Below are 17,327 nucleotides of genomic sequence, written 5' to 3' on the forward strand. Positions count from 1 at the left end.
GATCACAGTCATATCCCTTTCGCTGCTCCGGTGTTGGTACGAATGGTGTCGAGGAAGAGGGCTTTGATGCTCTCCTCGTCCAGTCCGGCGCCCCGGGCCTTTGCCAGCCAGCGCTGCAACTCCACTCGCAGCGGCTCGCGCTGGGATGAACCCGGATCGCCGAGGGTGCCGGTGACGAAGGTGCCGACCCCGGGCTTCGGAGAGACCAGGCCCTCGTTCTCCAGCTGCCGATAAGCCTTCAGCACGGTGTTGGGGTTGATCGCGACCTTGGCCGCGACCTCCTTGACCTTCGGCAGGCGGTCGCCTTCGGAGAGCAGGCCCAACCTCAGGGCCTGGCGGACCTGGTGGACCAGCTGCATGTAGGGCGCGACACCGGACCGGGCCTCGATGTGAAACTCGATCACCGTAACCTCATTTATCTAGCTTCCTAGCACTATAGGACTACGCCGCTGATGCAGTGTCAAGCGTGATGATCAACGCCGAGGCAGCAAACGCCAGTTCACCCCTGAGTCGGCCCCGCAAGGGGTTGGTCGGCGCCCGAAGACGCAGACCTCGCCATGGCAGAATGACGGCCATGTCCGAGGACGGCTCCCAGCAGCCCCGCATGGCGTCAGGCAGCACCAGCAACTCGCTGTCGGAGAGCACGGTCAATGGCCCAGTCCTGCAGGTGGGAGCGCTGAACGGCGACGTCCACGTCCACAGTCAGCCGGCGCCCCGCGCACCGGGGCCGGAGGCGGTGGAGATCCTGGTCGAGCAGCGGGATCCCGTGGGACGCTTGATACTTCTCCCGGCTCTCGACGACGCGCTGAGCGATCCGCCCGTTCCCGCGCCCGGGGCCCTCACGGGCAGCGAGGACATCGTGGGCTGGGCGCGAGCCCATGGGGGTGTCGACTTCGGCATCACGCTGCTGTTTGTGACGGTGACCAATCGCTCGGACACTCACCTCACCCTGCGGGCCATCCGCGCGCTCATCCTCGATCGCAGTGAGCCGATGACGGGAGCGTTGGTCAACAGGCAGACGGCGGGCAGCAGCGCCGTTCCCGAGCTGATCGTCGACCTCGATAGGGATGAGCCGGATCTGGTGCAGGTCGACGAGTTCACCCGCCAACCCGTCGGCGCCCGCCCGTACTTCGACCGCACCCACGTGCGGTTGGCGCCGGACGAGTCGGAGAAGTTCATCATCACGGCGGAGATCCACCGCTCGTGCTGCACCTGGCAGTTGGGGCTGATCTTCCATCCTGACGGCGGCCAGGAGTTCCTGGTCCAGCCGCCGGACCGGTTCCGCACCACCGGCCTACCGATGCAGGGCCTGGCCCCCGTCCTCACCTGGCAATGGCACTTGAAGCCTCCCCGGTTCGTCCCCCGGGAGTGGCAACTCGACTGGTGCCGGCTGGGCGCCGCAGAGCCGCAGCCGCTGCCGCCGCTGCCGGAGGGCGTCGAACTGCCGTCCTGGGCGGCGCACCCCAAGGTCGCCCCGTTCCTACCGGCGCTCAATCACTTCCTCACCGCCGGCACCCTCGACCCCGAGGCGGACTGGCGGCTCGCGGCCGCCTTGGAGGCGCGGAAGGCCATCCAGACCGCCGCGCGCGCCACGGCAGACGGGTCGATGGATGGGGTGCGAGCGGTGCGCGCCGCCGTGCAGGACCAGGCCCATCCAGCCGTGCTGGAGCAGGCCACGGTCCTGATGGTGCTGTGCCACGGGCTATCCGAAGGGCGGCTACCGGCCCCAGTGCACGACGGTCTGCGCACTTACATCGAGCGGACGCCCGCCGCGAACGTCCTGCGCCCGGCGCTCGCCTCGATCGAGCGGGACGCCTGACTGCTCGGGTGGCGCGGGGCCGCACTCTCGGAGAGTACGGCCCCGCAGTGGGTCAGTTGGCCGGGTTCTCGGCGATCCAGCGGGCCAGCGACACCAAGGTGGCCTCGACGCTGCCGGTCATGAGGTCGCGCATGTTGTCCACGTCGGCGCGGGTCTTGCCCAGCACCGGGTCGGTGCGCAGCAGTTGCCAGGTCTGGCGGACCTCGCAGCCGCTGCCGGACTCCTGGAAGGTCCACTCCCACTGCACGATGCCGTTGTCGACACCGGCCACCACGTAGCCGAAGCCAACGCCCGGCTCGGCCCGGCTCACCTGGGAGCGGCTGGTCCAGCGGGCGTCACCGGCCTCGTTGTGGCCCGTGAACCAGTCGCCCTCGCGGGGACCGGCGCCCTCGTCGTAGACCGCATCGGCAACGTTCGGGCTCCACTTGCTGACGTTCCCGACGTTGCTGATCAGCTCATAGGCGGCAGCGGGCGTCGCGTTGACCCAGGTAACTCGGCTGAACCGGTAGGGCTTCGGGTCGATCTGGTCGATGCTGTCGTCGGGGTGGGCGATCGACATGTGAGGTCTCCTGAGAAGCGTCCGTTTTGCTGCTCAGGCTAACTTCGTATGCAGCAGCACAAGATATGTGACGGCCCGTCACATGGATCACGTCATGTTCCCGGCACCGCGACGCAGCCCCTCCACACGGCAGGCGACGGGGTCAGTGGTCAGCCCTGTTCTGCAGCACCCTTGCCCCTGACGGCCGGCAACTCATCGGCCCGCGCGTCGAGCGGGCGCACACGGAGCAGGCCTGTCCTGATGTTGTGAAGTCCCGGTGAAACTAAGGCCGTCACACCCCTATGACAGGGATAGGGCGGCGTCTAGCATGGATGAACCAGAAGGCATCATTAGCCAAGGTGAATGGGAGACCTCCTCATGACCACCCAAGTCCTGGACATCCGCGACGCCGGCCCGCTGGACATCAACGACGACCTGATCGCGTTCGAGGACGAGTTCGACGCCGCCCTGACCCCGGCGGCGTGCCTCCGCGACCCCTACGTCACCTGGGTGCCGACGCACTTCCCCTGCAACGGCGACATCTGATCCGCTCACCGGACGTGAGCCAGGGCGGCGGACTCGCGGCTTCCCGACCGCAGAGCCGCCGCCCGTGCACACCCGCGAGTTCCTAGCATGGGAGGTCGTCGACTCATGGCCCCAGCGGCACCGATCCCCGGTAGTGCCGAGGATCTGCTGGCCCGGATCACCGAACGGGTGAAGTCATCAACCTCCAGGCGAGGCCTTCTCGTTGACGACACTTGGTTGTATCTGCGGAACCCTGACATGCCGGTGCTGGAGCACGGCTGGAAGTTGCACATCTCGGCCCGGCCCGAGCAACTCCCCGAGCTGGTCGACCTGGTGCTCCCGGTGCTGCTGCGCCACCCCTGCGACGCCAAATTCGCCGCCGGCGCACAAATGCTGCGTTCGATGAACAGCGGTGTGCTGAGCGCCGCCGCCGTCGGCAAGGCCGTCACCGTCTACCCGGCACCCGAAGCCCTGGTCACCGTCGGGCTGGAGCTGGCCGCCGCGCTGGCCGGTCGACCCGGGCCGCGGGTGGTGAGCGATCGACGACTGCGGCCGGATGCCCCGGTCTACTACCGGTACGGCCCGTTCCACGTTGCCAACGGGGACACCGAACCCGTCATCGCCGGCCCGGGCGGTGCGACGTTCGCGGGCGCGGCAACGGAGCGCTACCGCCAACCCGCCTGGGTGACCGACCCGTTCGGCCATCAGGCCGCACCTGCGGGCGGGAGCGTCCAATTGGGCGACGGCCGGTACCGGATCACCGCCGGAATCACCCGGTCGCCGAACGGCCATGTGTACCGTGCGGTCGAGACCGCCACGGGACGCCCGGTGGTGATCAAGCAGGCGCGGGCCTTTGTTGCCGAGGACAGCAACGGAGTTGACGCGCGGGGCCGCCTCCGGCATGAACGGCAGGTACTGTCCGCGCTGGCGGGCCTACCCGAAGTACCGGAGCTGGTGGACCACTTCAGGCACGGCGAGGACGAGTACTTGGTGACCGGCGACCGTGGGCCACGGGACTTGCGACGGGACGTGCTGACTCGTGGACCGTACCGGGCGGTTGCGGACGCCGAGCGCGACGGGTGGGCGCTGGCGCGCGCACTGCTACGGGTGCTGGACGCAGTGCATGCGCGCGGGGTGGTGGTCTGCGACCTCAAGCCGGCCAATGTCGTACTCGACGACGCGGGGCGGTGTTCGCTGGTGGACTTCGGCGTCAGCGCCTTGGCCGGCGAACGGCCTGAAGGGGTCACCCCGGGCTATGCGGTGCCGAGTCGGCATCCCGTCCAACTCGCGGACGACTACTACTCCTTGGGAACAACCCTGCACTATGCGCTCACCGGTCTGGATCCCGTGGTACTCGACTCGGATCCGGCCGTGAACCGTGATCGCACCCTGGCTTGCCTAGCAGGCGCGCTCCCTGCACCAGGGCACCCGGCCGTCGAATTGGTGGCAGGGTTACTGAGCTTCGACACCGAGGAGCGGACTGCGGCCGCAGCCGAACTTCGATGCGGGCAGGCCGCAGTGCGTTCACGCAGCTGCCCGCGGCCACCCACCGTCGACGCCCGACTGGTCGCCGCCATCGTCGACCACACCGTGACCACCTGCGTGCAGATGGCCCACGAACTGGTCACCGCGCCCCGCCGCAGCGGCCTACCCCACACGCTCCTCTCCCTCTACAACGGCAGCGCCGGCCTGGGCCTCGAACTGCTGCAGCATGCCGACCGCCCGGACGCCCGGGAGGCCGCGGCCGCCCTGGCCCGTTGGACGACCGCCCATCCCGACCTCGACCGCCTCACCCTCGGCCTGTACGACGGCCGCACGGGCGTGGACCTCTTCGTGACCGAGGCCGCCGATCTCCTGGGCACCGAACTACCGCCTGAGTACCTGACGTTGACGGCGTCGACCGCCAGTGCCCCGGCCATCACCGACGGGCCGGTCGACAGTCGCCGGACGGATCAGATCTCCGGCCTGGCCGGTATCGGCACCGGCCAGTTGCTTCTGGCCCGCCGAGCTCAGACGGCCGGCCGGCACGCGGACGCCCGGCACCACGTCGCACTCGCGGCCTCGTGCGCGCGCGACCTGGTCGCCGAACCGCCCGGCCCCCTCCCCGAGGAGCCCAATCCGGGCACGGCGGCGCTGGCTGAAGGCTTCGCGCACGGCCAGGCCGGGCTCGCGCACTTCCTCATCGAGGTGCCCGCCTCACAGTCCGTGGCCAGGCGGCTGGTTGACGGCCTCGCCGCCGAACTCCCCCGCATCATCGCCGACGCCACCCGCCCCGGCGCCACTCGGCGCTACGCCTCCTGGTGCCGCGGCCTGGCCGGCATCGGCGCCGTCCTTGTCCAAGCGGGTCACCGCTGGCAGGACGAGCAGTTCGTCAAGCTGGCCGCCGATGCGGCTGACGCCTGCCGCACCCTCGCACCGCACATGGGCCTCGCCGTCCAATGCTGCGGTCTGGCCGGAGTCGGCGAGTTGTTCGTCGACCTGGCCGTGACCACCGGGGAGGATCGGCATTGGCGCGCAGCCGAGGAGATCGCCGCACTGATCCTCACGCGCAGCGCTGGACCGATCGAGCAACCGCGCTTTCCCGGCAAGGCAGTTGACGGAGAGTCGGCTGCCTGGGCACTCGGAACCCCGGGTGTTCTCTCCCTCTTCCGCCGACTCCACCGCCGGGGCGGGCCACGGCTGGGCCTACTCGGACTCGACTGAACCCGCGGCAGCTGCCCGCAGCATCAAGAACGGTGGTAGCCCGGCGCGTTGGGGTTGTTGGGCTGCCACCGCGGCGGTCGGGGACGGTTCGGCGGCGTACTCCAGTGCGTAGCCGTGCCGCAGCAGCGCCCTCAAGTAGCCGGTGAGCGTGCGGTGATGGTTGCCCGCGCGGCGGACGGCCTCGGGGTTGGTGGAGCGCCAGAAGCCTTCCGCGAGGTAGTCGCCCACCACCCGGCGGGCGGTGCCGTCGGCGGCCTGTGCCCTACTGTCGTGCGTCCAACTGGCTTGCGGCGCCTCGAAACAGGGATGCGGGACGGTGAAGACCAGGCTGCCGGCCGGTCGCAGCACCCGCCGTACCGCGAGCAGGGCGGCGTCGAGGTCGGGCACGTTGTTGAGGGCGAGGCCGGCGATGACCCAGTGCATCGAGTCGTCGGCCACGGTGGCGAGCACGCAGGCATCGTCCACGGAGTAGGCCACGCTGCCGGGTTCCACTCCCCCGCCTGACCGGGCGTGCTCGATCATGCGGGGCGAGGGGTCGATGCCCAGCACGGCGGCGCCGCGGGCGGCGACCGCGCGGGTGATGATGCCTTCTCCGCAGCCGAGGTCGAGGACCCGTTGGTCCGTCAGGTCGGCGGGAAGCTGGTCGAGCAGGATGTCACGATTGAAGTCGTTCAACGCGGACCCCGCGCGCAGGAGATCGACGTACCAGTCGGCGATGCTGTCCCAGGTGTCGGTGTTCTCGGCGCTCTCGCTGTTCTCATTCATCAAAGTAGGGACGTTAGCGGTCGGCCCGGCACCGAACCAGCGACTTTCAGGCCTCGCCTGGGGCTGGCACCACATTCCGTGGTGTAGCTAGGTACACCTGAGAGATGGGGGTCAGCGCCATCGTGGCGGCCATTGCCTGCGGGATAGCGTCGTTGGTGTCGCCAGCCGCGGTGGGTGGCGAGCATCGAGTCATCGAAATCGTCGAGATTCTCTTCAAGGTGGGAAGCGCCATGCAGCACAGACTCCGTTACCTCGGGGCCCTCGCCATCGCCGGGGCTGCGCTGAGCGTGCTCACGGCCTACGACCTCGGCCTGGGGCCCCATCACGAGCTCCACGACGACGCCGCGGTCTCGGGGCAGATCACCGCCGTGCGGCTGGACAGCGGCTCGGGCAGTGTCACGCTCAACGGGCAGGCGGGGGCAACCACGGTCTCCGTGCACCGCGACGTCGACTACCAGGGCGGCCGACCGACCGCGCCGACGACCCAGGTGGACAACGGCGTGCTGGTGCTCCACGGCTGCGGGCAGCACTGCTCGGTGTCGTACACGGTCGCGCTGCCGGCGGGGCTTCCGGTCGGCGGGCAGACCTCGAACGGCGAGATCTCGCTCTCCCAGGTCGGCAATGTCCAGGTGTCCACGTCCAACGGGAGCATCACGTTGAACGGTGTGAACGGCACGGTGGATGCGCACAGTTCCAATGGGACGATCACCGGCCGCGGGCTGAACGGCACCCGGGTGCAGGCGCAGACCTCGAACGGCGAGATCGACCTCGCGCCGAGCAAGGCACAGGACGTGCATGCGAGCACCGACAACGGCGCGATCACCGTGGTCGCCCCCGCCGCCAGCTACAAGGTCTCCAGCCAAAGCGACAGCGGTGGAACGAACATCAGCGTTCCCAACGATCCGTCAGGGCAGTTCCTGATAGACCTGCGAACCGGCAACGGGCAGATCGCCGTCAAGTCCGCCTGAGGCGCCGTCGCCCACGGAGGCCGCAGGAGTGGCGGGAACTGCGAGAACTGCGGGAGCTGCGGGAGCTGGGGGGAGCTACGGGAGCTGGGGAGCCACAGGGGCTGTGAAGGCTATGGGAGTGCGAGCAGCGCCGTCAGGTCGGCGATCTCCTGGATACCGGCTTCCGCGGCAGTGCGGGATTCGGGGCAGGGGCCAAGGCGGTTGAGCCAGCAGGCCTGGAGGCCGGCCGCCCGGGCGGCGACCGCGTCATGGGCCAGGTGGTCGCCGACGTGCAGCACCTGGCCCGGGTCGACACCGAGGCGCTCGGCGGTGCGGTGGAACATCCGCGGGTCGGGCTTCTGGTAACCGCTCTCGTTCGCGGAGGTGACGCAGCTGAAGTAGTCCAGCCCCACCCTTGCCGGGTCGGTGTTGCCGTTGGTGGTGACCGCCAGCGGGTAGCGCTCGGCCAGCGCACCGAGTACCTCAACCACTTCCGGGAACGGCTTCATGGCAGCCCAGCGGGTCTCGTTGTAGGTGGTGAACATCTCGGCGATCCGCTCCGGGTCCGCCGGCTGTCCGCACTCCTCCAGGGCCAGCGTGAACGACGCCTTGCGGATCACCTCCAGTCCGGTGCCGGGCTCGGCGGCGGCCTCGGCGACCGTCCACAGCTCGGCCAGCCACTCCCCCGTCACCGACCCGCTGGGGCGGCGCAGGCCCTCCGCCCGGAGCCGCTCCGCCGTCGCAGAGATCGCTACGGCGAAGGACGCGCCGAAGTCCCACAGGGTGTCGTCGGCGTCGAAGGAGATCGCGGCGATCGGCGGGAGGGGGGAGAGCTGGGGCGTCGCGGCTTGGGCAGGCGTGACGGGTATCGCAGGCACGGGAACCATGGAGGGCGTTGGAGGCACGGTAGGCATGCGAGCGACTCTAGGGCCCGCACGTCCGAGCTGTCGCACCCCATCCAGTGGGCGCCGCCGACGGCCTGGACCACTTCGTGCCACAGCCGGTGAGCGGAGCGGGTGCCGAGGATGTGCCTGCCCGGGCTTTGGCCAAGCGCCTGCTCAGCCGCCAAGGGGCAGCCAACGCGCCCGGCGAGATGGTGTGATCAGCATTTCGTCATCCACGATCGACCTTGATCGGCTAGCTTTCGCTTCTGTTGCTGTAGTCCCAGGCGTGGAAGGACGTGACAGGGTGGACGAGCGTGACTGGCTGGCCGCGCAGTTCGAGGAGCACCGGCCGCGACTGCGGGCGATCGCCTACCGCATCCTCGGTTCGCTGAGCGAGGCCGATGACGCCGTGCAGGACACATGGCTGCGGTTGAACCGCACTGACGCCCAGACCGTGGAGAACCTGGGCGGCTGGCTGACCACGGTGGTGTCCCGGGTCTGCCTCAACGCACTGCGCTCACGTGAGCACCGCCGCGAGGACCCGCTCGATGCGGTCGTGGAGCGGGACGGCCTCGACGACCGCCGCGAGCGCGGCATCGACCCCGAGGAGGAGGCGCTGCTCGCGGACTCCGTCGGACTGGCGCTGCTGGTGGTGCTCGACACCCTCTCGCCCGCCGAGCGAGTGGCCTTCGTGCTGCACGACATGTTCGCGGTGCCGTTCGAGGAGATCGGTCCGCTGATCGACCGCACCCCCGCCACCACGCGCCAACTCGCCAGCCGCGCCCGGCGCCGGGTGAAGGGCAACCCGCCACCGGAGTCCGACCTCGTACGGCAGCGGAAGGTGGTCAGCGCCTATCTGGCTGCCACCCGCGCCGGCGACTTCGACGCACTGCTCGCGCTGCTCGACCCCCAGGTGGTGCTTCGCGCGGACACAGCTGTCGGCCCCAGCCCCACCCCGATCCTGCTGCGCGGCGCCCAGACCGTGGCCAAGGCCGCCCTGGCCTCCACCGGCCGCGCCCTCACCACCCAACTCGCCCTGCTCGACGGCTCGGTGGGCCTCGTCATGGCCCCGCACGGCCGCTTGGCACTGGTGCTCGCGTTCACCATGGCGGACGGGAAGATCACCGAGATCGACGTCATCGCCGAGCCCGAGCGCCTGCCGGAAGTGGAGCTGGCAGTACTGGAGGACTGAGGCCATCTCAGGGCCGGCTCCCTGTCCGGCCCGCAGCCTGCTCGGCCCCACCCCACCTCGGTCCAGCCCTACCCCAGCCCGGCCCGGCCCGGCCCGCGCAGTGCGCTGCGCTGCGCGAGCCGGGCCCTGACGCATCGTCGGCCGCTGCCGCCCCGACGGGCCACCGCATTTGTGGTGGCCCGTCGGGCACCGCCTTCGCGGTCCGCATAGCGGCAGGGCGGAGTCAGCGCCGGCTGGGGCCCGGTCGCCGCCGTCATGGGTGGACTGCGCAAGCACCACCGGGCTCAGGGGGACCAACCAGCCGGGGCATTCACCTGGCCGCCTTTGCAATAGCCCCTTTGCTACAGCCCCTCGGAGGTTCGCGCATCGGGGAAGAGCCGGCCGAGGTGGTAGTGCAGGACGGCAGCAGCGTCGTCCGCCGTCCGCTGCCCGAGCAGGACGCTGAGGCCGAGGCCGGCTGAGACCGCCAGGAGGACGACGGCCTCTTGGCGGGCGTCCAGGCACGGGTCGGTATCACCAGCCTGCTGGGCGGCGGCCAGTTGGCCGACCAGGAAGCCCTCCATCTCGTTGGGTGCCGCGAGGAACGACTGGCCGGCGAGTGCGGGGTCAGTGACGGAGAGCACCGCGTACTCGGTGTAGACGAGGTGGAAGGTCCGGCTCTCCTCGTCGGTCGGTATGGCTTCGAGCAGGACCGCCTCGATGATGTCGCGCGGAGCCGTCGAGGATCCGGCCGCTCTGACCCGGTCGCGGACCCGCTCGCCCATGCGCACGGCCAGGCGCGTGAGTGCGGCGAGGAGTAGTTGCTCCTTGGTGTCGAAGTAGTACTGCACGAGCCGCACCGAGACGCCCGCCTCGATCGCCACGGACCGCATGGTGACGGCGTGCAGTCCGCTGTCCGCCGCCGTGCGGAGCAGCGCGTCGATGATGTGGGCTCGCCGCTCCTCGTGGTCCACCAGCTTCGGCATCAGGTTCCCTTCGAACGTTTTTATGGTACAAACATACCATCAAGTGCTGCGGCTTCATGCACCGGGAGGGATCATGACCAGGACCAGCGTCGGACACTTCGTCAGCGAGGAGGCCCGAGCGAAGTTCCTTGCGGCATACGACCGCGCGATGGAGCTGTGGCCGAGCCCGCGCCGGGAACTCGATGTCGAAACCGCCTACGGCACCGTCCACGTCCACCACTACGGGCCGCAGACCGGCGAGCCGATCGTGCTGCTGCACGGGCACGCCGGGCACGCGTCCAACTGGTACCCCCAGATCGCCGCCCTGGGCGAGAATCACCCGGTCTACGCGATCGACACCTTGGACGACCCCGGTCGCAGCGTTCAACGCGCCGTCGCCACCGGCTCCGAGGAGAACGCCGCCTGGCTCAGCGAGGTCTTCGCCGGCCTCGGACTGGAACGGATCCATCTGGTCGGCCTGTCCTATGGTGGCTGGCTGACCCTCAACCAGGCCATCCACGCGCCCGAGCGCCTCGCATCGATCGCGCCGCTGGACCCTGGCGGCATCGAGAAGGTCCCCGCCCGGTTCTACGCGCACATGATCGGCGGCCTCTTCGGAATGCTCGCCCCGCGGCCGCTCCGTCCGGCGTTGGGACGGCTGCTCGCCAACCCCGCGCTCAGCTCACCCCCCGAGATGATCGCTCCCCTGATGCTGGGCATGCGCACCTACAAGCCGAACGCCCGCCCCGCGGCCAGGCCGTTCACCGACGAGGAACTGGGCTCCATCACACTGCCCACCCTCGTCCTGCTGGGAAGCCGAAGCGCCCTGGTCCGCCCGCGCCAGGCACTGAAGAGAGTCACCGCGCTGATCCCGGGGGTCCAGGCCGAGATCGTGCACCGGGCCGGCCACGGACTCAACTTGGAGCGCCCCGACCTGGTCAATGAGCGCCTGCTGCGGTTCGTCGCCTCGCGCCGGCAGGAGGCACGGAGCTGAGCGACAGCCCGCACGAGAAACCGCATGACAGGCCGCAAGCCAAGCCGCACGAGAAACCGCACGCCAAGCCGCAGACCAGCCGCTTGAGAGGCCGCCCGGCCGGCGCTCGCCGTCACCCCGCGGTCAGGCCACCGGGAACCGCGCCACGTACTCCGCGAAGGGCGGGATACCGACCTCGGCGCGGCGGTCGTCCAGGCGATCCGGGTCCTCGCACGGGAACGGGACGGGGGCGCCGTCACGGATGCCGGCGATCTGGGTGCCGTAGATCTGCGGGCGACCCTCGTTGACCAGGGTGCGGTCGCGCAGGAAGGCGAGGTCCCGGGGGCTGGCGGCGCCCTCCGTGACGGCGGCGGTCATCAGGGCCAAGGCCCGCCGCTGGACGTCGAGTTGGCGGTCCGCGTGCTGGGCGATCAGCCAGGCGGCGCGGGCGCCGTCCGCACCGACCAGGGCCTCGGTGGGCCAGCCGTGCTCGTCCATGATCTCGGTGAGGCGGTCGGCGTGCTGGGCGGTGAGGCGACGCCAGGCGAGTTGGGCGGCCGGGTCCTCGCCGTGCGCCTGGGCCGCGCCCTGGTGATCGGCGGCGGCCATCTCGGTGAGTTCGGCGGCAAGGCCGGCCAGAGCAACGTCCACTGATGACTCCAAGGGAGAGGCGGGATATGACCCTGCCAACCTAAGGCCAGCAGCGATACTCAAGATCATTCCGAAGGACGGTGACAGAGGCCCTGTTCCATGGGGATAATGGATCTACGGCGAAACGCAGAGCGGGGGAAGTCGGCCCCGCCGACCTCCCCCGCTACGTGCACCAGCTACGGGCACCAGCGAGTACCTGCCGAGTACCCGGCGCCTACCTAGAGCCGCACCGCCGCGTTGGCGTCCACGAGCCCATGACCGTAGAAGCCGTTGTCGAGCGGCGAGCCCTCGCAGGTGGCCGCCCAGGCCCCGGTGCCGCCGGGGTTGAAGGGACCGGTGGGGCAGGCGATCGGGTGAGCCTCGGCGGTGAGCAGCGCGGTCAACTCCGCCGGGCTCGCGCCGGGGTGGGCACTGGCGAGCAGTGCGACCACGCCGGTGGCATGCGGGGTGGCCATCGAAGTCCCCTGCATGTAGCCGTACTTGTTGCCGGGCAGGGTGGAGAGCACCCGCCCGTTGCGGTCCGGGGTGTCGGGGATCTGGAACTGCGCGTCGCCGCCCGGCGCCGCCACCGTGACCACGCCCGCGCCATAGCTGGAGTAGTAGGACTTCACGCCCTGGCTGCCCACCGCCGACACCGCGATCACGCCCGGCAGTTCGGCCGGAAGCTCAAGGCAGCTGTCGTCGACGGGCCGGCTCACCGGGGTGGTGTCGTCGGGGCTCAGGGCGTCCGTGGTCTTGTGGGCCAGGTCGGTGTTGTAGTTGCCGGCCGCCGCGACGTTCAGCACACCGTTGCCCTGGGAGTACTCGACCGCGCGCCGCACCGCCGTGACGATGGCGGCCTGGTCCGGGTCGCCCTGGCAGTTGTAGAGCCAAGGGTCGATGAAGTAGCTGCTGTTGGTCACCTGGAAGTGGTGCTCGGCCGCCCAGACGAAGCCGCAGACCGCGTACTCCGGGTAGATGAAGCCGCCGTTGTCCACCACCTTCACCGCCGCCAGCCGCACGTCGGGCGCGATGCCGACGATGCCCTTGCCGTTCTTGGCCGCGGCGATGGTGCCGGCGACGTGCGTGCCGTGCGGGCTGCTGGTGGGCTGCCACGACTGCCAACTGGTGTCCGGAGCACCGCCGTTGATGCATGAGGCGGAGAGCGACGAGTCCACGTTGGCGGCCAGGTCCTCATGGGTGGCGTCGATCCCGGAGTCCAGCACCCCGACCACCACGTCACGGCTGCCGAGGGTGACCTGGTGCGCCTTGTCGGCGCCGATCTCGCGCAGGTCCCACTGCTCGGCCTGCAACGGCTCGCTGCCGTCGGCGGGCGCGGCGGCGGGCGGAGTGGTGACCTCGGCGGTCTCCACATCACCCTGCGGGATGCCGGCGGTACGGGTGGCGCCGACCGAGTCAATGCCGTTGAGGCCACGGAGCGTCGTGGCGAAGGCGGTGTTGGTCGAGCGGGCGATGATCACGCCGATCTGCTCGTAGGCATAGACCACGGTGCCGCCGGCCGCGGTGATCTCCCGTTCGGCCTTCTGCACCTGGCCGTGGTTGGCCTTGGTGTTGACCAGGTAGCTGAGCAGCGGCCCGGTGCTGCCCGCGGGCGCCGGGGTTGCCGCCGAGGCGACTCCGGCGGGCAGGGCGAGGGCGACCGCGGTGGCCAGGGCGAGCCCGGCGGCGGCACCGCGCACCTTGCGTATTCGACGAACTCCCATAGGGATTTGCCCCTCCCGGTTGCGTCGGCGCGACGGCTGTGGCCGCCGTGCTTAGGTAGCCGAAAGGTAATGACCCAGCAATGAGCAGCACAAGGGCTGGGACTGATGGGAGTTCGGTAAACCCGTGAGAAATCCGGCCAGTTTGGCTGGAGTTGAACGATCGGTCAGACCTGCGGACCGATCGGATCCTGCGGGACCGGCCCACCCGGCGCCGGAACGCCCGACGCGACGGGCACCGAGTCGAAGCCGCCCGACAGCGCCAGCGGGTCGATCCGGACCAGGTGCGACGGCGCGTAGTAGTGGTACTCGTAGTGCCGACGGGCCCGGTTGTGGGCGTCGACGGTGGGCTCGGCGCTGCCGTCCTGCGCGGTCACCACCAGGCCGGTGTGGCTCCTGGTGCCGCCGGGGCCGGCGTAGGTGACGACCACGTCGCCCGGGCGGGCCCGCCCGGGTTGGTCGCCGACGTCGCTGCCGAGGCGGCTGTCCATCAGATAGTCGTAGAGGGTGTGGTACGGCGGGAGATCGCTGATCAGCAGCAGGTCATAGGTGGTGCCGCTGGGCGCGGTGTAGTGGAAGTAGGAGTCCTGCGGATCGTCCGCTCGCAGCCCGGGAACCAGGCCGGCCGCGGCGAGGGCCCTGGCGACGTACTCGGCGCACTGGTACTTCGGCTGGTCGGCGCCGAACGCCACCGGGGTGGGGTCGTTCCACTCGGTGTCGGCCCAGTGCTGCTCAGCCCACTCGACCTCGACCGCCCGCAGCAGGCCACCCTGCACTGCAACGGAAGCCGGCACGGCAACGCCACCCGGCGCGGCAGCCGAAACCGGCAGGGCAACGGCACCCGCCACGGCAACCCCAGCCGGCGCGGCCGCGAAAGCGGGAGTGGCGGCGAATTCCGGAGTGGCGGCACCGGCGAGCACGAGCACCAGAGCAGCGCCGAATACGCGAGAAGCATGTAGCTGACGCACAGTCACATTCCTTCCTCCCAAGCGACTATGGAAGGTGATAGAGCTCCCGCGCGTTCTCCTCGGCGAGCAGCAGGGCGAGGCGCTCGCCGTCGACCGCGGTACAGGCACCGGCGCGCCGCCACTGCCAGGTGAGGTCGGCGACGGCGTGGTGGAACTGGGCGGCGCCGGCCAGGTGGAGTTCGGGCAGGCCGTACCCGTCGGTGGAGGCGAGCACCTTGCCGAACGGGGCCAGCTCCAGCAGTTCGCCGAGCACGGTGGTGGCGCGCGGACCGACGTGGTTCAGGGTGAGGCCGGTGTCGGCGTAGACGTGCGGGAAGACCTGCGCCAGGTAGCCGGCCTGTCGGTGGTACGGATAGCAGTGCAGCAGCACCAGGGGGACGCCGGTGGGCTCGACGGCTCGGATGAACGGGGTGAGCAGCGCCGGATCGGCGCGGTGGAGCGTCAAGTCCGGGTCGCCGAAGCCGGTGTGGAACTGGATCGGCAGCGCGGGGCGGCGCTCGGCGCAGAGGTCGACGGCGGTCCAGAGCAGCTGGCGCAGCAGCACCTGGTCGGTGAGCCGGGCCGGCTGGTCCACCAGGAACCGACCGGCGGCCTCGATCACCTCAGCGGGGCTCGGCCGCTCGGCGGGTATGTCCAGGCCGTGGCGGTAGGCGAGCACCGACTTCACGGCCAGGGCTCCGGCCAGTTCGGCGGTGAGCGCCTCGGTGAGGGCGGCTGACCAGTCGGCGGCCGCGGGCGCCCGGGCGGCGAGCCGCTCGGCGACGCTCTCCAGCCGGACCACCTGGTGCACCGGGGCGCCGGCCAGCGCGCTCAGTTCGGGCAGCGGCAGCAGCGGGTGGCCGGCGGCGGCAACCAGGCCGGTGTCCACCAGCAGGGTGCTGAGGCCGGCGGCGCCGAGCAGCCGTTTGGTGGCCTCAGCGGGGCCGAGGGCTCGTCGGCGGGACAGATAGGCGTCGGCCGTGGCGTGCTCCGACAGCCCCAGGGCGGGCGGGCACCAGCGGCGCACGGCCAAACCGAGGGCGCTGTCAAAGGGGTCTGCAACGGGTGCCCGGTCGGACTCGGTGAGCAGGGAGCGGAAGGCGTCGGGGGTGAGGTCGGCGATCACCACGCTGTGCGTGTGGTGGTCGATGAGTGGTGGGAGCACGTCGGTACCTCCAGATGTCAGCCCCTCCGGTCTGCTGCGCGTCAGTACCGCCAGCGGGTGGCCGCCGCCAGTTCGTCGGGCGTGTGGCGGGCGAAGAGCTCCAGCTCGGCTTGCCGAACCGCACCGACGGCCTCGAAGAGCGGCTCCCCCAGGGCCTCGCGCAGCAGGCCCGAGGTGCGGAACTCGGCGAGCGAGGCGGCCAGGCTGCCGGGAAGCCGGGGGATCTCGCCCTCTGGTCGGACGGCCGGGTCTTCGGGCACCTCGGTGGGGAGCGAGCGGCGGGCGTCGATCCCGGCCAGCCCGGCGGCCAGCACGCCGCCGATCAGCAGATAGGGGTTGGCGGTGAGGTCGAAGCACTTGAGCTCGGCGTTGGCGCTGCCCGCTCCCTCCCCCGCCGGGCCGGGGATCAGGCGCAGCGCCGCCTCCCGGTTCTCCCGGCCCCAGCACTGGAACGACCCGGCCCAGTGCTGCGGGACCAGCCGCAGGTAGCTGGCGGGGCTGGGGGCGCCGAGCGCGAGCAGCGCCGGCAACTCGGCCAGCACACCGGCCAGGAAGGATTCGTTCTCGCCGGTGAGCCCGTAGGGCCCGGGGCCGCCCTTGCCGAGGTTCTGCCCGTTGCGCCAGAGGGAGAGGTGCAGATGGCCGCCGTTGCCGACGCCGCCGGCCTCGACGGCGGGGGCGAAGGAGGTGCGCAGGCCGTGCCGGGCGCCGACCGCGCGGACGGTCTGGCGGACCAGCACGCTGGTGTCGGCGGCGCCGAGCGGGTCCTCCGGGGCGGTGGAGACCTCGAACTGGCCGGTGGTGTACTCGGGATGGAGCTGCAGCACGGGCAGGCCCTGTTCGTCCAGGGCGTGCAGCAGATCGCGGAGGTAGTCGGAGAGGTCGATCAGGCGGTTGAAGCCGTAGGCCGGGCCGTGGGACGGGTAGACCGGCGGTTCGCTGGGCGGGCCGGCCAGCGCAACCACCCATTCGATCTCGATGCCGGCCCGCAGCTCCAGCCCGCGGGCGGCGGCCGCGGCGATCATGCGCTGGGCGAACCGGCGCTGGCAGCCGGGGTGTTCGGAGCCGTCCTGGTCGAACCGGTCGGCGGGCGCCCAGGCCCAGCCGGGCTGGCCGGCCAGCTTGGTGAGCCGGCCGAGATCGGGGATCAGCCGCAGATCGCCGACCGGACCGCCGATGTGGTGACTGGTGGTGAAGCTGTCGTCGACCAGGACCACGTCGAAGCAGGGGGCGGCGCCGACCCCCCAGACGGCCGCGTGCTCCAGTCGGCGGACCGGGACGGTCTTCACCCGGGCCAGCCCCGCGTTGTCCACCCAGCTGAGGATCACCCCCTCGACACCCTCCGCGCTGAGCCGGGCGGCCGCGACCCGGGCCCGAGCGGCGCGGTCGGCCCGCGCGTCGGCAGCGGGCAGCCGCTCGGCGATCGGCTCCCCGGCGGGCCGGCCGTCCGGCAGGCCGGTCGAGCCCGAGCCGTGCGCCGATGCATCGAAGGAGCCCTGCTCAGCGGTGGTGGTACTCATGCGATCCATCCTCCCGCTCACCCATTGGCGGAGGAATTACCCGTACGAGTGCAT

16 protein-coding genes are annotated in these 17,327 nt (G+C 70.7%); 6 read left to right on the plus strand and 10 right to left on the minus strand.

Going from position 1 to position 17,327, the window contains the following annotated elements; translation table 11 throughout:
- Positions 1-8: 8 nt before the first annotated feature.
- Positions 9-404, minus strand: a complete 396-nt coding sequence (locus tag E6W39_RS12900) for a GntR family transcriptional regulator (RefSeq protein WP_141633679.1) — start codon at positions 402-404, stop codon at positions 9-11.
- Positions 405-574: 170 nt separating this feature from the next.
- On the opposite strand from E6W39_RS12900, the gene E6W39_RS12905 reads away from it, so the two are divergent.
- Positions 575-1,819, plus strand: a complete 1,245-nt coding sequence (locus tag E6W39_RS12905; RefSeq protein ID WP_141633680.1) for a hypothetical protein — start codon at positions 575-577, stop codon at positions 1,817-1,819.
- Between the two features lie 52 nt (positions 1,820-1,871).
- On the opposite strand, the gene E6W39_RS12910 is transcribed toward E6W39_RS12905, so the two are convergent.
- The gene (locus E6W39_RS12910; protein ID WP_141633681.1) at positions 1,872-2,378 is read right to left on the minus strand and encodes an SRPBCC family protein; all 507 of its coding nucleotides are present in this window, start codon (positions 2,376-2,378) and stop codon (positions 1,872-1,874) included.
- 357 nt (positions 2,379-2,735) lie between these two features.
- Here E6W39_RS12910 and E6W39_RS39325 point away from each other — a divergent pair, with 357 nt between their 5' ends.
- Positions 2,736-2,903, plus strand: a complete 168-nt coding sequence (locus E6W39_RS39325) for an SflA family class IV lanthipeptide (RefSeq protein WP_181799248.1) — start codon at positions 2,736-2,738, stop codon at positions 2,901-2,903.
- A 105-nt stretch (positions 2,904-3,008) separates the two neighbouring features.
- On the plus strand, positions 3,009-5,585 hold the full coding sequence (gene lanL, locus E6W39_RS12915; protein ID WP_141633682.1) for a class IV lanthionine synthetase LanL: 2,577 nt from the start codon (positions 3,009-3,011) through the stop codon (positions 5,583-5,585).
- Here lanL and E6W39_RS12920 read toward each other — a convergent pair.
- The gene (locus E6W39_RS12920; protein WP_181799249.1) at positions 5,568-6,350 is read right to left on the minus strand and encodes a class I SAM-dependent methyltransferase; all 783 of its coding nucleotides are present in this window, start codon (positions 6,348-6,350) and stop codon (positions 5,568-5,570) included. The two genes, lanL and E6W39_RS12920, sit on opposite strands and share 18 nt — an antisense overlap.
- A 104-nt stretch (positions 6,351-6,454) precedes the next feature.
- Here E6W39_RS12920 and E6W39_RS12925 point away from each other — a divergent pair, with 104 nt between their 5' ends.
- Positions 6,455-7,318, plus strand: coding sequence for a DUF4097 family beta strand repeat-containing protein (locus E6W39_RS12925; protein WP_228718125.1), 864 nt, complete (start codon positions 6,455-6,457; stop codon positions 7,316-7,318).
- A 110-nt stretch (positions 7,319-7,428) separates the two neighbouring features.
- On the opposite strand, the gene E6W39_RS12930 is transcribed toward E6W39_RS12925, so the two are convergent.
- Positions 7,429-8,175 carry an HAD family hydrolase gene (locus E6W39_RS12930; RefSeq protein WP_181799250.1) on the minus strand — a complete coding sequence of 249 codons (747 nt, stop codon included), beginning with the start codon at positions 8,173-8,175 and terminating at the stop codon, positions 7,429-7,431.
- A 310-nt stretch (positions 8,176-8,485) separates the two neighbouring features.
- Between E6W39_RS12930 and E6W39_RS12935 the strand changes: the two genes are divergently transcribed.
- On the plus strand, positions 8,486-9,373 hold the full coding sequence (locus E6W39_RS12935; protein WP_141633685.1) for a sigma-70 family RNA polymerase sigma factor: 888 nt from the start codon (positions 8,486-8,488) through the stop codon (positions 9,371-9,373).
- Positions 9,374-9,714: 341 nt separating this feature from the next.
- Here E6W39_RS12935 and E6W39_RS12940 read toward each other — a convergent pair whose 3' ends face one another.
- Positions 9,715-10,338, minus strand: a complete 624-nt coding sequence (locus tag E6W39_RS12940; protein WP_141633686.1) for a TetR/AcrR family transcriptional regulator — start codon at positions 10,336-10,338, stop codon at positions 9,715-9,717.
- A gap of 73 nt (positions 10,339-10,411) precedes the next feature.
- Between E6W39_RS12940 and E6W39_RS12945 the strand changes: the two genes are divergently transcribed.
- The gene (locus E6W39_RS12945; RefSeq protein ID WP_228718126.1) at positions 10,412-11,311 is read left to right on the plus strand and encodes an alpha/beta fold hydrolase; all 900 of its coding nucleotides are present in this window, start codon (positions 10,412-10,414) and stop codon (positions 11,309-11,311) included.
- Between the two features lie 123 nt (positions 11,312-11,434).
- Here the strand turns inward: E6W39_RS12945 and E6W39_RS12950 are convergent, their stop codons facing one another.
- From E6W39_RS12950 to E6W39_RS12970, 5 genes are all read right to left on the minus strand, one after another.
- Complete coding sequence (locus tag E6W39_RS12950) at positions 11,435-11,899, minus strand: DUF6624 domain-containing protein (protein WP_181799687.1); 465 nt, start codon at positions 11,897-11,899, stop codon at positions 11,435-11,437.
- A gap of 260 nt (positions 11,900-12,159) precedes the next feature.
- Entirely contained in the window at positions 12,160-13,644 is a 1,485-nt protein-coding gene (locus E6W39_RS12955) for a S8 family peptidase (RefSeq protein WP_141633688.1), read from the minus strand.
- A gap of 164 nt (positions 13,645-13,808) precedes the next feature.
- Positions 13,809-14,435: an amidase domain-containing protein gene (locus E6W39_RS12960; protein WP_141633689.1), complete on the minus strand. Its 627-nt coding sequence runs from the start codon at positions 14,433-14,435 to the stop codon at positions 13,809-13,811.
- A gap of 199 nt (positions 14,436-14,634) precedes the next feature.
- Entirely contained in the window at positions 14,635-15,753 is a 1,119-nt protein-coding gene (locus E6W39_RS12965) for an amidohydrolase family protein (RefSeq protein ID WP_228718127.1), read from the minus strand.
- A 41-nt stretch (positions 15,754-15,794) separates the two neighbouring features.
- Positions 15,795-17,273 carry a type I glutamate--ammonia ligase gene (locus tag E6W39_RS12970; protein WP_141633690.1) on the minus strand — a complete coding sequence of 493 codons (1,479 nt, stop codon included), beginning with the start codon at positions 17,271-17,273 and terminating at the stop codon, positions 15,795-15,797.
- Positions 17,274-17,327 lie beyond the last annotated feature (54 nt).

This window comes from Kitasatospora acidiphila, from assembly GCF_006636205.1.
Classification (GTDB): Bacteria; Actinomycetota; Actinomycetes; order Streptomycetales; family Streptomycetaceae; genus Kitasatospora; species Kitasatospora acidiphila.

Bases quoted from the DNA above. Each gene is read 5' to 3' on its own strand.
- E6W39_RS12905 (WP_141633680.1), top strand. From the start codon at position 575: ATGTCCGAGGACGGCTCCCAGCAGCCCCGCATGGCGTCAGGCAGCACC.
- E6W39_RS12910 (WP_141633681.1), bottom strand. From the start codon at position 2,378: ATGTCGATCGCCCACCCCGACGACAGCATCGACCAGATCGACCCGAAG.
- E6W39_RS39325 (WP_181799248.1), top strand. From the start codon at position 2,736: ATGACCACCCAAGTCCTGGACATCCGCGACGCCGGCCCGCTGGACATC.
- lanL (WP_141633682.1), top strand. From the start codon at position 3,009: ATGGCCCCAGCGGCACCGATCCCCGGTAGTGCCGAGGATCTGCTGGCC.
- E6W39_RS12920 (WP_181799249.1), bottom strand. From the start codon at position 6,350: ATGAATGAGAACAGCGAGAGCGCCGAGAACACCGACACCTGGGACAGC.
- E6W39_RS12925 (WP_228718125.1), top strand. From the start codon at position 6,455: ATGGGGGTCAGCGCCATCGTGGCGGCCATTGCCTGCGGGATAGCGTCG.
- E6W39_RS12940 (WP_141633686.1), bottom strand. From the start codon at position 10,338: ATGCCGAAGCTGGTGGACCACGAGGAGCGGCGAGCCCACATCATCGAC.
- E6W39_RS12945 (WP_228718126.1), top strand. From the start codon at position 10,412: ATGACCAGGACCAGCGTCGGACACTTCGTCAGCGAGGAGGCCCGAGCG.
- E6W39_RS12950 (WP_181799687.1), bottom strand. From the start codon at position 11,899: ATGGCCGCCGCCGATCACCAGGGCGCGGCCCAGGCGCACGGCGAGGAC.
- E6W39_RS12955 (WP_141633688.1), bottom strand. From the start codon at position 13,644: ATGGGAGTTCGTCGAATACGCAAGGTGCGCGGTGCCGCCGCCGGGCTC.
- E6W39_RS12970 (WP_141633690.1), bottom strand. From the start codon at position 17,273: ATGAGTACCACCACCGCTGAGCAGGGCTCCTTCGATGCATCGGCGCAC.